Origin of the sequence: Beduini sp. (assembly GCF_047239305.1) — a bacterium.
In the GTDB taxonomy this organism is placed as follows: Bacteria; Bacillota_I; Bacilli_A; order Erysipelotrichales; family Coprobacillaceae; genus Beduini.
In genome coordinates, this window is record NZ_JBKTEM010000001.1 from 481,402 (window position 1) to 495,371 (window position 13,970).

At 36.7% G+C, this 13,970-nt stretch carries 14 protein-coding genes; 6 read left to right on the forward strand and 8 right to left on the reverse strand.

Annotation, left to right across the window (positions count from 1 at the left end):
- Positions 1–61 precede the first annotated feature (61 nt).
- From dapA to ACLRVU_RS02535, 5 genes are read right to left on the reverse strand one after another with little or no spacing between them, the layout of a single operon-like run.
- On the reverse strand, positions 62–916 hold the full coding sequence (gene dapA, locus ACLRVU_RS02515) for a 4-hydroxy-tetrahydrodipicolinate synthase (RefSeq protein ID WP_412890538.1): 855 nt from the start codon (positions 914–916) through the stop codon (positions 62–64).
- Entirely contained in the window at positions 917–1,498 is a 582-nt protein-coding gene (locus ACLRVU_RS02520; RefSeq protein ID WP_412890539.1) for a dipicolinate synthase subunit B, read from the reverse strand.
- Positions 1,492–2,283 carry an NAD-binding protein gene (locus ACLRVU_RS02525; RefSeq protein WP_412890540.1) on the reverse strand — a complete coding sequence of 264 codons (792 nt, stop codon included), beginning with the start codon at positions 2,281–2,283 and terminating at the stop codon, positions 1,492–1,494. Before ACLRVU_RS02525 ends, ACLRVU_RS02520 begins: the two co-directional genes overlap by 7 nt.
- Before the next feature lie 50 nt (positions 2,284–2,333).
- Positions 2,334–2,636 carry a hypothetical protein gene (locus ACLRVU_RS02530; protein ID WP_412890541.1) on the reverse strand — a complete coding sequence of 101 codons (303 nt, stop codon included), beginning with the start codon at positions 2,634–2,636 and terminating at the stop codon, positions 2,334–2,336.
- A gap of 59 nt (positions 2,637–2,695) precedes the next feature.
- A complete protein-coding gene (locus ACLRVU_RS02535) occupies positions 2,696–3,970 on the reverse strand; it encodes a serine dehydratase subunit alpha family protein (RefSeq protein ID WP_412890542.1) in 1,275 nt (424 codons plus the stop codon).
- Between the two features lie 143 nt (positions 3,971–4,113).
- Between ACLRVU_RS02535 and ACLRVU_RS02540 the strand changes: the two genes are divergently transcribed.
- The 3 genes from ACLRVU_RS02540 to ACLRVU_RS02550 all read left to right on the forward strand — a co-directional run bounded on the left by ACLRVU_RS02540 (position 4,114) and on the right by ACLRVU_RS02550 (position 8,083).
- Positions 4,114–5,514, forward strand: a complete 1,401-nt coding sequence (locus ACLRVU_RS02540; protein WP_412890543.1) for an MATE family efflux transporter — start codon at positions 4,114–4,116, stop codon at positions 5,512–5,514.
- Positions 5,515–5,615: 101 nt separating this feature from the next.
- Positions 5,616–7,379 carry an ABC-F family ATP-binding cassette domain-containing protein gene (locus ACLRVU_RS02545; protein WP_412890544.1) on the forward strand — a complete coding sequence of 588 codons (1,764 nt, stop codon included), beginning with the start codon at positions 5,616–5,618 and terminating at the stop codon, positions 7,377–7,379.
- An 86-nt stretch (positions 7,380–7,465) separates the two neighbouring features.
- Complete coding sequence (locus ACLRVU_RS02550; RefSeq protein ID WP_412890545.1) at positions 7,466–8,083, forward strand: hypothetical protein; 618 nt, start codon at positions 7,466–7,468, stop codon at positions 8,081–8,083.
- 48 nt (positions 8,084–8,131) lie between these two features.
- Here ACLRVU_RS02550 and ACLRVU_RS02555 read toward each other — a convergent pair whose 3' ends face one another.
- A complete protein-coding gene (locus ACLRVU_RS02555) occupies positions 8,132–8,452 on the reverse strand; it encodes a hypothetical protein (protein WP_412890546.1) in 321 nt (106 codons plus the stop codon).
- Positions 8,453–8,641: 189 nt separating this feature from the next.
- Here ACLRVU_RS02555 and ACLRVU_RS02560 point away from each other — a divergent pair, with 189 nt between their 5' ends.
- Entirely contained in the window at positions 8,642–9,121 is a 480-nt protein-coding gene (locus ACLRVU_RS02560; protein WP_412890547.1) for a hypothetical protein, read from the forward strand.
- Complete coding sequence (locus ACLRVU_RS02565; RefSeq protein WP_412890548.1) at positions 9,111–9,329, forward strand: hypothetical protein; 219 nt, start codon at positions 9,111–9,113, stop codon at positions 9,327–9,329. Before ACLRVU_RS02560 ends, ACLRVU_RS02565 begins: the two co-directional genes overlap by 11 nt.
- Positions 9,330–9,338: 9 nt before the next feature.
- Here ACLRVU_RS02565 and ACLRVU_RS02570 read toward each other — a convergent pair whose 3' ends face one another.
- Positions 9,339–11,663 (reverse strand): ATP-dependent DNA helicase, encoded by a 2,325-nt coding sequence (locus ACLRVU_RS02570; protein ID WP_412890549.1) that lies wholly within the window; start codon positions 11,661–11,663, stop codon positions 9,339–9,341.
- 101 nt (positions 11,664–11,764) lie between these two features.
- On the opposite strand from ACLRVU_RS02570, the gene ACLRVU_RS02575 reads away from it, so the two are divergent.
- On the forward strand, positions 11,765–13,717 hold the full coding sequence (locus tag ACLRVU_RS02575) for an AAA family ATPase (RefSeq protein WP_412890550.1): 1,953 nt from the start codon (positions 11,765–11,767) through the stop codon (positions 13,715–13,717).
- Here the strand turns inward: ACLRVU_RS02575 and ACLRVU_RS02580 are convergent.
- Positions 13,710–13,958 (reverse strand): Smr/MutS family protein, encoded by a 249-nt coding sequence (locus ACLRVU_RS02580; protein ID WP_147548857.1) that lies wholly within the window; start codon positions 13,956–13,958, stop codon positions 13,710–13,712. The genes ACLRVU_RS02575 and ACLRVU_RS02580 overlap by 8 nt on opposite strands.
- Between the last annotated feature and the right edge of the window lie 12 nt (positions 13,959–13,970).

Genomic DNA, 13,970 nt, shown 5'->3' on the forward strand with positions numbered 1-13,970 from the left:
TTATAAAATTTTTGTCACATATATTTTATTATACATGAAATAAGAAGGAATTAAAACGAATTTACAAATTATTCACCAAACGTTTCAGTTTTTTCTCCGTTTCTTTACTTACCGGACACATTGGCAGACGCAAAACATTTTCAATATAGCCCTGAATCGACAGCATATACTTGATCGGACCCGGGGAAGCTTCAATAAAAACATACTGGGCAAAATTCTTAATAAAATCATCCTGCAATTCCAAATTCATCTGATATTCATAGTCTTTCATAAACTGTTCAAGCTTAGGGTAGATCATATGACTGATGACGGAAATAACACCGTCCATTCCATGATCCAGCCCTTCTTTTAATGTCCCATCTTCTCCGCTTAAAATCAAAAAATGGGGATACTCCGCTTTTATTTGTGTGACCATCTCAAAATTTTGACTGGCATGTTTCAAGCCAATCAGATTCTGATGTTTCTTTAAGAGTTGAAGCATCGTCTCTGCTTTAATCTCCACTCCGCAGCGGCTTGGTACATTATAGATAATAATATTTTTATCTGTACTGCTAAGCAGCAAATCAAAGTGTTTAAACAGTCCTACTTGTGACGGCTTATTATAATAAGGTACTACAACCATTAAAGCATCTACATCTTTATTTTCAAAATATTTTAATTGTTTCAGTACTTCTGCTGTATCATTTCCGGAAATCCCCATAATGATCGAGCAGTCTTTTGCATGGCGAATCACAAAATCTAATATCTGTTCTTTTTCTGACAAACTTAAAGTAGGCGCTTCGGCTGTGGTTCCACAGACAACGAAGCCCCTTTCTCCTTCACGAATCAATTTAGCGATAACATTTTCCAATCCGTTAAAATCAATCTGACCTTGCTGGTCAAATGGTGTGATCAGTGCCGTATAAATAGCTTTCATTTAAAATGAAATAATAACAGGCTGATATTGTTCGTTATTTAATGCGCTGATGCAAGTTGGCACTAACTGGTTTGGATCGCACACCATGCTGTTTGGTTTTTTAACCGGGTCATCTTGACCAAATGGAATAAAGAAGATATGTTTCGTGTTCATCAGTTTCATAATATTGGTTCCGCTGTTCCCTAATGCATCATTGGTAAAAATTCCTAATACGACTGGATGCAGATTTCTTAATGTTGCTTTAATCGCCATGACTAAAGCATTATCGCACAAGCCGTTGGCAAGTTTTGCCATAGTATTCGCACTGCAAGGCAAAACGACAATCAGATCTAACGGATCTTTTGGTCCGAATTGTTCCGCTTCCTGAATTGTTGTCACAATTTTATGACCGGTGATTTCCTCCATTTGCTCTCTGACATCTTTCGCATCCATAAAACGACTGTCTTCTTCATAGACCATGCCGCTCATGATGCAGTATAGATCGGCTCCGGTTTCTTTTAAAGCACGAATCGCTTTTAGTGATGCTTCCAGTGAACAAAAAGATCCACTCATTCCGATTCCGATTTTCTTTCCTGCTAACATTCTGTTCCCCTCCTATAAATAAAATCAGCGATCATCTTACCTGCTTCCTTATAACCGTACTGGCTAGGCAAACCCGGCAAAATATAATCGTGCAAATGACTGGCACACTCATGATGGTAGCCATATGGGAAAGAAGAAATATCAAATAGATAGATTGATTTATCTAAGTTCTTTACAGTGTCTTCCTGCATTGCTTCGTGGGGTGCGGTATTCACGATGATATCGATCGGTCGTTTCAGCAAGTCATCTTCACTGATGATCTCAAAGCCGTCCTTAAGTGCCGCTTCGATGGCATCCGGATCTTTTTCAATCACTAAAATAGCGGACTGCAATGCCGATAATTTGTTGGCAATACTCTTTCCGCAATGTCCGTAACCGATGACGCATGTTGTTGAATTTTCTAAAGTATATGGTCTTTTTTGGATAATTTCACTGATGGTGCCTTCTGCTGTTAAGACAGCATTTTTATTGATAATCTCTTCTTCTTTCATCAAGGTGATTAAAGAAAAATGATATTTTTCCTGCAGTTTATTTAATACCGAGTTGTTTTTTCCTGTATAAATAATCGTCTTAGGATCCAGCTTTTCAAAAAATGTTTCATCTAAGTGGCAGTAATAGCCATGGCTGGTTCCTTTCAAGGATTCATTCAATCCGTTAAATCCAAGCAATACAAAATCTAATTCTTTTGCCCATGTCAGCGTTTCATACAGTGTACAGCCTTTTTTAATTAATTCCATTTCTGTATACGATAAACGCTGATCATCATTCAATATATAACCTTTCATTTTATTCCCCCTTTCATCTATTTATATGCGTCGATAAAGGGCATGTGCATTTAAAATTGCAGACACTGCCTTAATAAACAGCCTATAAGCTCTAATAAATATGGATGTATTTCGTACAAGTAATATTTGACTTTTTCAGAGTTCATTACTCCGTTTTCATGAATGCGATACAACATTGAAATGAAGATCGCCGGATCTGTTTCTTCTGCTCCGATTTTTATTTCATACATAAATAAAAAATCTTTATCTTCTTTGATAATTTCTAAGTCGGCAAACACCTTCAATGTTTGGATATCGGTAATATTTTGCTGTAAATGTGCATTTAATGCGGTTAATGTAATGTTTTCTTTCATAATCTCCTCCATTAATACATAGACAAAAGATTAAGAAAAAATACTAAAAAAAGATCACGCTATTTTTCAAGCATGATCTCTAAAATTTCGTGATCGGTGACTTTCATTCCTTCTTTTCCGATTCTGCCGATCGCCTGGATCGTATTTTCAATCGATTCTTTTAAAATGCCGTCACACGTATTATAAGCACAGTTTTTCATTGCCAGATAATGTGCCATCATCGCGGCATCAATCGCCGTAGCAATCTTTACTGCACAAGATGCCTTCGCCCCATCACAAACGATTCCCGGAATATTTGCCAGTGTATTGCGGATGGTCATATCGATTTGTGCCAATGTTCCGCCGGATAAATAAGTGATCCCTGCCCCGCTGGCACAGCCTGCACAGACTGCACCGCAAAATGCAGATAAACGCCCGATCCCCGTTTTTTGATGAATCGTCACTAAGTTAGAAAATACTAAACCACGATATAACTGTTCTGCACTCATTTGATGATACTGAGCATACACAATAATCGGAACTGAAGAAGTAATCCCTTGATTTCCACTCCCCGAATTTGTGACAACAGGCAGTGAACAGCCTGACATACGGGCTTCAGAAGCTGATGCAGTATATGCCTTCATCAATGTTAAGACATCTTTATCTGGATAGTTTTCCATCAGCATCTTCCCGATGCCTACGCCATATCCACCTTTTAATCCCTCTTTTGCAATTGCCATATTATATGAAATCTGCTTATCAAGCATTTCCTGAACATCTTCAATCTTTACCGTATTCGCAAATTCAAAGATACCACATATATTTAAAACCGAACGATCTGCCAGTACTCCTAAATATTTGCTTTCTTCCTGCTTTGTTTCAAATAATACTTCTTTATCCTTAGTGATTTTAGTGATATTCGTATGTGTATCTTTAATTTCCACAAACGCTTCGTGTTCCCCCGCTGTCGCAAACACCTGTATATGTAAAGGAGTCAAAGATTCCAGCAGCTCTACTTTGCAGTAATCTGTATTCAGCAGTTGTTTTGCTTTGCTGATCTGCTCCTTGTTTACCGTATTGATAACCTCTAAACGTTTTGAAGCATCTCCTGCCAGTACTCCGATAATTGCACTTGCTTCAATCCCTACTAAATGCCCGGTATTTGGCACAGTCACACACTTTGCATTTTTAACGATATTCCCACTGCATCTAACAACCAGACGTGTTGGCAGCTGTCCCAGTATATCTTTTGCTTTTGCGCAGGCATAGGCAATCGCAATCGGTTCTGTACATCCCATTGCCGGAACAAGTTCCTCTTTTAATATTTGAATATATTCTTGATAGTTTTCTTGCATAATCCTTCTCCTTTATTAGACATTCTACCTAATCTAAACTATACATTCAACCCTATTTAAACGTTTCACTATTTTTAATTTATGAAAAAAACGTTTTATCCAAACTTTCTATATTAGACTAATCTTTATATGGGGGAATTATTATGAAACTAAGTCAATTTTTTTCTGTAAGATCACATGTATCGAAAGACGAAATACAAGGTGAAATCCCCAGCGATAAAGAAATTTATAAAAAGACCTTAGGTGTTGCCTGGCCTTCTACGCTGGAAGCCGTTTTGATTTCGCTCATTTCTTCTGTCGACATGATTATGGTGGGGTCCATCGGTGCAGATGCTATTGCATCTGTCGGGATTACTAATCAGCCGAAGTTTATTATTTTAGCGGTGATCTTGTCTTTGAATGTTGGGGTTACCGTTGTTGTTTCGCGAAGAAAAGGCGAGCAGGATAAAGAGGCAGCAAACCGCTGTCTGAGACAAGCTCTGATGATCTGTATCGGTGCCGCTTTAGTTCTGTCCATTGCTGGCATCATCTGGGCAAAAGATATCCTCTATCTTGCCGGAGCAAATGATGAATATGTCGATATGGCAGCAACTTACTTTAAACTCATTATGGTTGGGAATATTTTTTACAGTATGTCCTTAACGATCAATGCCGCACAAAAGGGGTGTGGAAATACCAAGATTTCCATGAGGACAAACCTAACCGCAAACGTCGTCAATTTGATTTTTAACTTCTTGCTTATCAACGGGATTGGTTTTTTCCCTAAGCTGGGAGTAGCCGGTGCTGCCATTGCGACCTCATTAGGGAATATAGTAGCTTGTGTCATGTCATTTATGTCACTGCGTCATCAAGATGAGTTTCTGCATTTTTCTTCGCATCAGAGCTGGCGTTTTGATAAGAAAACACTGCATGACCTTTACTTTATCACCTCTTCTTCTTTCGTTGAACAAGTCTTTATGCGTATTGGTTTCTTCCTTTATTCAAAGACTGTGGCTACATTGGGAACCATTGCTTTTGCTACTCATCAGGTCTGTATGAACATCATTAATCTCTCTTTCTCATTTGGAGACGGACTTTCTGTTGCGACTTCTTCTTTAGTCGGTCAAAGCTTGGGAGCAAAACGAAAAGATATGGCAAAAATATACAGCACGTCCACGCAAAAGCTTGGGAAAGTCGCTGCTGTTTTGGTAGGTACCTTTCTGATTGTCTGCCGCTATCAAATTTTAGGACTATTTACCAATGATCCGATCATTATTCAAACGGGTGGCAACATTGTCTTTATCATCGTCTTAACTGTTGTCTTCCAGATCACTCAGGTGATTACTTTTGGTTGTCTGCGAAGTGCCGGTGACGTTAAATTTACTGCGATGATTTCTTTAATCAGTGTCACAGCAGTGCGTCCGGTCTTAACCTATTTATTAGCGTTCCCATTAGGACTGGGATTGATTGGAGCATGGCTGTCTCTTTTCTTAGATCAGCTGATTCGTTATTTTGCTTCCCGAATGCGCTATCGAAAAGGAAATTGGGTTAATCTTAAAGTTTAAGGTGCTTAGCACCTTTTTATTATATGAAACATTCAGTTGTACCCTGCTTTGCTTTTATGATAAAATCAGGGAAGAAATCAAGTCTTCATTAGGAGGATCTTATGCTAATCACAATAAAAAACTTAAACAAACGCCATGCTGACCGACACATCTTAAAAGATGCTCAGATGATCATTAATGATCAAGATAAGATCGGGATCATCGGCAAAAACGGTGCCGGTAAATCAACGTTATTAAAAATCATTGCCGGAATTGAACAGATGGACAGCGGCGATTATATTACTGGCGGAAATATAAAGATCAGTTATTTAAAACAAATGCCTGATTTTCTTGATGGTCAAACATGCTTCAGCTTTATCAGCAGTCAATTAAAAGAAAAAGACAAAGTCAATGACTATGAAATCAAAGCAATTTTATCTAAATTAGGCATCCATGACTATGATCAGCAGATCACCCAATTATCCGGCGGACAGAAAAAACGTGTTGCTTTAGCACTTGCTTTGCTTTTGCCTAGTGATCTTTTGCTTTTAGATGAACCAACGAACCATTTAGACCAAGATATGATCTTATGGCTGGAAAAATATTTAATAAAATATACAGGTGCCATCGCCATGGTTACTCATGACCGTTATTTTTTAGAGCGTGTCTGCAATAAAATGATCGAGATCGATCGTTGCGGCTTATTTACTTATCAAGCCAACTATTCTGCCTATCTCGAACAAAAGGAACTGACTCAGGCACAACAGATTGCCAGCGACCATAAACGTCAGCAGTTTTTGAAAAAAGAACTCGAATGGGTGCGCGCCGGTGTACAGGCACGTTCTACCAAAAGCAAAAGCAGATTGGATCGTTTTGAAAAATTATCACAGGTTGCTTCTGTTTCACAGGATAAGGAATTTGATCTTTCTTCCATTGCCAGCCGTCTTGGCTCTAAAACTATCGAACTAAAAGATATTACTTATCAATTAGATAACCGTTTGCTAATCGATCATTTTTCTTATTTATTTTTACGTCATGACCGCGTTGGCATCATCGGTGCCAATGGTATTGGCAAATCTACCCTGCTGAATATTATCGCTCAAATTAAGCAGCCGACTGCCGGCGAAGTAATTTTAGGCGATACGATCAACATCGGCTATTTTTCGCAGGAGATTCAAGGCATCGATGAAAGCAAGCGAGTGATCGATATCATTCGTGACTATGCCGAACATTTTCAAACCAGTGAAGGTCAATTAAGCGCCACCCAGCTTTTAGAACAATTCTTATTTGAAAAAGAAAAGCAATATACAGTTGTAAATCGTCTTTCCGGCGGAGAGAAACGACGCTTATTTCTGCTGACTGTTTTACTTAAACAACCAAATGTTCTGATCTTAGACGAACCGACCAACGATTTTGATATTCCTACATTAAATGTACTGGAGGATTTTCTGGATCAGTTCAGCGGGATTGTCATCACCGTCAGCCATGACCGTTACTTTTTAGATCGTGTCGTTGACCAAATTTTCGCTTTTGAAAAAGATGGTATAATTCAGCGTTATATGGGTGGATTCAGTGATTACTTAGAAAAAAAGACAATTCAGCAGGAAACCTTAAAAGAAACAAAAAAGAAAATCGTAAAAAAAGTCAGCACCGTTAAAATGACATATCAGGAAAAGAAAGAATTTGAGTCTATTGAAACAGAAATCAGCAATTTAGAAAATCAATTAGCTGAAATCGAAAAGGAAATGAATGATTTTCATGAAGATTACACCAAAATAATAGAACTCACTAAAAAACAGGAAATGCTTGAAAATACCCTCGAAGAAAAAATGGAACGCTGGGAATATTTGAGTGAATTAAACGAAAAAGTGATGCAGGCACATTAGCTCATCACTTTTATTGTTACTAAAGCAGAAAGATTATAAATATATCCTTATTATTTAGTATAATGTAGATAAGGAAGGTGAATCAAATGAAAAAATCACTTTTTAAATCTATTATCATTTTCTGTTTAGTACTCCTTACAGCAATTTATGGCATGAGTGTTTACGCAGTCACAATGCAAAAAAATGCTCATCGAAATGACAACGAACTGATTATTTTTGATCAGACTGCAGACTATATTCAAGCCTTATCTCAAAATGTCTCTGATGAAATATTAGATTCAAAAATTGAAACTGCTTTCTCGGATACTTCTTTGCATTTTGGCAAACTCATCCAATATGTTCCCACCTCATCTCATTACAGTCTCCAACTTTGCTTTTATATTCAGTTTGAAAATGATCCCGATACTCAAACTCCTATCAAAATCATAAGTGTTGATTACGCTGAAGTAGAATTTGAGGATGCTCAGTCAACAAAGTCGTATCATGGCAGTCTCTATTACAATTTAGAATCTAACAGCGTTCTCTTTTGGGATTTAAACGGAGATATTTACAATAATGGCAGTACCTCTTATAAAATCGAACCCAGAAATCCTGAGTCTGCCATTATTCAATATGTAATTGATGGCTTATATGAGCATGATACCTACATTCATGATTCCGGTCGATTGCGTTTAGATGATTCTTCCATTACGCTAAACCCTTAATTACTAACTAATTAAAAAACGATGCTGTATTATTACGTGCATCGTTTTTTATATTATCTTACCGTTAAACGGGTTAAAATAAACAATCTCATTATAAAAATTAACTGCGGCATATTTACCGTCTGTTATCCTTAGCCCGATATAAGCGTTATTCATATTTTTAATAACCCCACTCGATTCGCGTTTTTTTATTTTCCACAGTTCTTGTCCTTCGTGATTCAAACAATAAATATTACAATGAGTCTGAACATCTAAATCAAATCCTAACAATACAAAAATATAAGATTTACTCATCATAACATTATAGATTTTGTTTGGAAACTGAATTTCTTTTCCATTGAGTTGAAGACAGTTGTTCTGATAGGTCATTTCCCTTCACGCTCCTATTCTTATATAAGAATACATTATAAAATATGCAAAAATATAGAATAAATACTAAAGATTCTCGAAAGGTTTAAAATTCTCCTTAATTTTCATTCGAAAAAGCACCAAAATCAGAAACATTTCTCCCCTATCCGTTATTTTCAAGTATAATAAAGGTAAGGAAGGTGATGTTTTATGAAAAAGAAACATTTCAAACATAGTTTGATTGTTATTATAATAATCATCGTTGGTTTCATTTGTTTGGCTGCTTATTTTAGAATAAAACAGCTGCAGCCTGATCCTAACTATACTGAATTCATTGCCTATAACAATCATTCAGAATATATTGAGACCATCACGCAAGATTCCAGTATTCCGACAGATATTTTAAACGAGATGGTCGAACGTGCCAATAATGACTCCACTAGCCACTATGGATTGTTGGTTCATCATTTGCAAGTGACCTCGAAATATACTGTCCGTCTTTATTTTTTCATTCAGTATAAACCCGACGAGAATCCACAAAAGTCACCTAAAATCACCAAGCTTGAATATGCAAATATCAATCGTCAAGATGACAGACACCTTAAACAGTTTGAAGGGAAATTGTCTTATAACTTGGAACCTTACCAGTCAAATCTACTGAGAATTAGAAGGAAAATTTATGAATGGTGACACCACAGCAGAAAACAGATTATACTGGGATGTCAGTTGGACTAACATTGAAAATGCCCAGAATAATGAAGACACCACCGAGAATACCCTCTTTTTGGACAAGGGTGGAACTACCATCGAATATACCGCAAATGATGAAAGCACCTATTATCACTATTTAAATAAAGAGGGCTGTATTAATTTTCAAAAGTTATCTGTCATGCAATAAGTGTGAGTGTTACTGTTTGTTTTCGCTGTTCCAAAATGTTTCTAATTGTTTTGAAATATGGTCAACAGACGTTTTTTGAAGATGTTTCCATTCACGTGGAAACATTTTTGTATACTCTTTTGATGCATAGCGTTCATCCAGCAGTAAAATGACTCCGCGATCCTGATTTGTTCGAATCACCCGCCCGGCTGCCTGAAGTACTTTGTTCATTCCGGGATATTTATAAGCATAATCATAGCCGTCTTTTTCAAAATAGCTTTTAATCAAATCTCTTTCCAATCCTAGCTGCGGCAGCCCTACTCCGACAATGATTGTTCCGATCAGCTGCTCGCCTTTGAAATCAATCCCTTCTGAAAACATACCTCCCAGAACTGTGAAAAATACCTGTGAACGGTCTTTTACTGTTTTAAAATGATCAAGAAATATGTTTTTATCTTCTAAGCTCATCTGTCCTTCTTGTTTATACACATAAACCTCATTATTTGGCATAAACCGCTGATACACTTGGTTTAAATATTCATATGAGGAAAAGAAAATCAGATAATTTCCTGTTTTTCCCTTTGCCAGCTCAGAGATGTACCGACAGATTTTATCATAAGAATAGATGCGTTGGCGATATTTTGCTTGAACATCATTTCCCACTAAAACTAAACGATTCTGACTGTCAAACGGAGAATCATAATATAATTTAAAATCATCTTTTTTACCCCCAAGTATACGGTAAAAATATTGAATTGGAAGCAAGGTGGCACTAAAGAAGATCACTGCTTGTACCTGACTATAGTAATCACTAAGCAAGCTGCTTGGATCCATACAGTATATTTTCAGCATGACATCGCCATCATCAATAGCATAAGTGACATAGGATTCACGATACAATTCATAGATTTTCATAAAAGCCACGCATTCAAAATACAAATCCAATATTTCTTGCTCTTGTTCCCCATTTTCGGATAGATACTTTTGCATTGCCCATAGAAAACCTTCAACACGTTTAGCTATTTCTAGTGGCGGCTGATAATCTACGATATAAGGTCTGTCAACCAGATCGTTTTTTAATTGAAGCATGGCTTCATCTAAAGCAATCAAAGCTTTATAAGCATTCTTTGAACGATTTGACATTAATGTTTTTACTTGACGAATATGAGAGTGAAACAATGCTTTTGAATACATATCTCTTGAACGATCAACTAAATTATGTGCTTCATCAACCAGCATTGTCAGTTTACTTTCCGGATAGAAGGCACGCTGTAAATTGACTCTGGGATCAAAAGCATAATTATAATCCAGAATTGAGAAATCACTGAACAAGAATAAATCTAAAGAAAATTCAAAGGGACAAACTTCATGTTTTAAAGCAAACTCTTGGATATTTTCTTTATCATAAGTATTGGCATGAGCCATAATATCGAGCATTGCCTGATTTACCCGATCATAATGATTCTTAGCATAGGGACAATAATCCGGATGACAATGGCGTTCTTCGAGAAAACACATTTGATCTTTTGCCGTAATGATCACCGTTCTTAAAATCAGTCCGTTTTTTTCAAGATGGCTTAGTGTCTCTTTGGCAACAGTGCGGGTAATCGCTTTAGCTGTCAGATACATAATCTTGTTAGTATGCCCATGATGCAATGCTCTCAGAGCCGGAAACACCGTTCCCAATGTTTTCCCCAGTCCGGTTGCCGCATGGATAAAGAGCTTCTGTTTATTTTTAATCGTATAATAGACTGCATTCATCATTTCCTGCTGACCGTTTCGATAATGATCGTAAGGAAAAGCTAAGGTTTTTAAGGATTGATCGCGAATTTGCTTGAAATCATAATAGAGTTTAACGAATGCATGATACTGCCCGACAATTGAAAAAAAGATCGATTCAATCTGATCAAATAAAAAATGCTCCTTTAATATTTTCTGATCTTTATTATTCACATCATAATACGTCAGCTGACAATCTATTTCCTTTAAATCATTTTGAACACAATAGATATAGGCATAACACATCAATTGATGAAAATGGCGCTGATTGACATGATCGAGATCTAAATCATCTAATGGATACGTCACAGATTTAATTTCATCAATGCAGACTTCATCCTCTAAAATAATCAGTCCATCCATCCTGCCTTGAAGAATATATAAAAACCCTTCATACTCAAATTCATAATTCAGTGCTACTTCAGCATGATAAGATTCCCCTTGCTGTTTTTGAATAAGCTGATGGATGCGAGTCCCTTCCACCGCTCGGTTGTTCGCTGAAATTTCTGTAATGATATGTCCGCTGCGACTGATGAACTCTACCATTTCCCGAATTGAACATCTTACTGTTTCCATGCATCCACCTCTTTTCTCCATTATACATATTTTTCCTTTTAAAATCTATGTGCTTGTGAGAATATTCAATTTATGGTAGGATACCACTAGGAGATGAGGATATGGACAAGAAATTTGATGACCTTCTCAACAGTGTATTTGGGACGAAAAAAACATTGGAAAAAATGGAAAAAGAACATAAAAAAAGTGGAGATTTAGTCAGTGAGCTAGAACAGATGAGTAAACAGATGGATCAGCTGATCAAAGAAAATAGCCGCCAGATGATGAAAAATACCAGCAAACAAATGGATAAGCTGCAAAAGAATTTAAAAGAAGATATGTTAGAAGAAACGCCAAAAGAGATTGATTTTAGTGATCTTGAAATAAAGCTTAAGGAAATCATGATCGGTCAAGATCGCTTTATCCATCAGCTTGTCATTGCTTTTAAAAGAGCGAAAGTCGCCGGAAATCGAATTGGAAAGATTAAGAATAATATTTTAGTTTTAGGAAAACAAGGAACGGGAAAGCAGTTAGTATTAGATAAATCAAATGAACTGCTTTATCTTTTAGGAGAAGTAAAAAGCAAGAATCTTCATATCATGGATTTGTCTCTTTACCCCTCACAAGGAGAAGAAAAGCTCTTTTTGCAAGATCTCTTTGCCCTTCTTTCTAAAAGCGACAGTATTTTAGTTTTCTTAAATTTTGAGCAATGCTTTACAGGATATCTATCAATGATTACTCAATTATTAAAAACGGGGAAAATCACATTAAATAAACGCTATATTTTAAATAATCATCAATTAGTAGAAAGCACCAATGTGCTGTCAAGTGATTCAATTGGCAGCTTGGAAGCGAACCAGCAATATTTGGTTTTCGTCTCTGATCAGTCTTTAAGTCAGCTGACTGCAAAGCTTGGGACTAAATTTATTCAATTATTTGGTGATATATGTGAAACGAATGCTTTTAGTGAAGAAGAAGTGGTCGAAATCACTGCACAGCAGCAAGCTGCTTTTATTCAGCGCTGTCTAAATCAATTGCAGATTGATGTCAATGTCGATCCTAAATTGGAGAATACCGTATTAAAAAAATATGACTCCCAGCAAGGGATCGAGTCAATACAATATCAATACGATAAATTGTATCAGGGATTAGTAGAATTGAAGCTTCAGGAAACACGTTCGATTGAAAAAGTCACTATACAGAGCGATATGTCTGTTTTAGTTGATGAAATCGTTTATCCACTAGATCACCTTTTACCTAACCAAAGTAATTTAGAGTTGCAGCAGGTTATTGATGAGCTTGATACAATCATCGGTTTAAAAGAAATCAAAGAATATATTCTTTCTTTAAAAGATCATTATGAAATCATGAAGCTAAGAGAACAAAGTGGTTTTAAAACATCGGACATTTCTAAGCATATGATCTTTACCGGAAATCCCGGGACCGGAAAAACCACGATTGCCCGCATCGTTTCAAGATATTTAAAAGCGATCGGTATTTTAGAAAGCGGTCAATTAGTAGAAGTCAGTCGCGGTGATTTAGTTGGACGTTATGTCGGTCATACCGCACCGCTTACCAAACAGGTTGTTGAATCGGCGCTTGGTGGTGTCTTGTTCATTGATGAGGCTTACTCATTATACCGCGGAAAAGAAGATTCTTTTGGTTTAGAAGCGATTGATACGCTAGTAAAATGTATGGAAGACTACCGTGAGCAGCTAATTGTCATATTAGCCGGCTATACAAAAGAAATGAGTGAATTTTTGGAAGCCAATTCCGGATTAAAATCACGTTTTCCAAATATTATTGAGTTTCCGGATTACACTGCTCAGGAACTGTTGGATATTACCTTGAATATTGCGACTTCAAAAGATTATCAGATTGATGAAGAATGTCTGTTGCCACTGCTTAATTATTATGAAGAAAAACAAAAGACCGATTCACAAAGAAGCGGAAACGGTCGTATGGCACGAAATTTAATTGAGCAAGCCATGATCAATCAAGCCAAGCGTCTGATCGTCGAAAAGGAAGCTCCCATTAATCAGTTGAAATTATCTGACTTTGATTTCGTTAAATAATATTTCTTAGGACTAGATCCGTTATTCCCGGATTTAGTCCTATTTCTATTTTAATGACCTTAGGATGATGGCGATACGTCTGTCGAACCATTCTTCTTAAAGCATCCCCTTGATGAAAACCGTGAATGATGCGTAAACGATACACGTTCGTTTTCGCTTTTTTTAGTTGTGAATCAATAAGTGTCTTTGCCTGATATTGATTCATACCATGTATATCGATTTCTATAATGCCGCCATTCATTTTTCATCACCC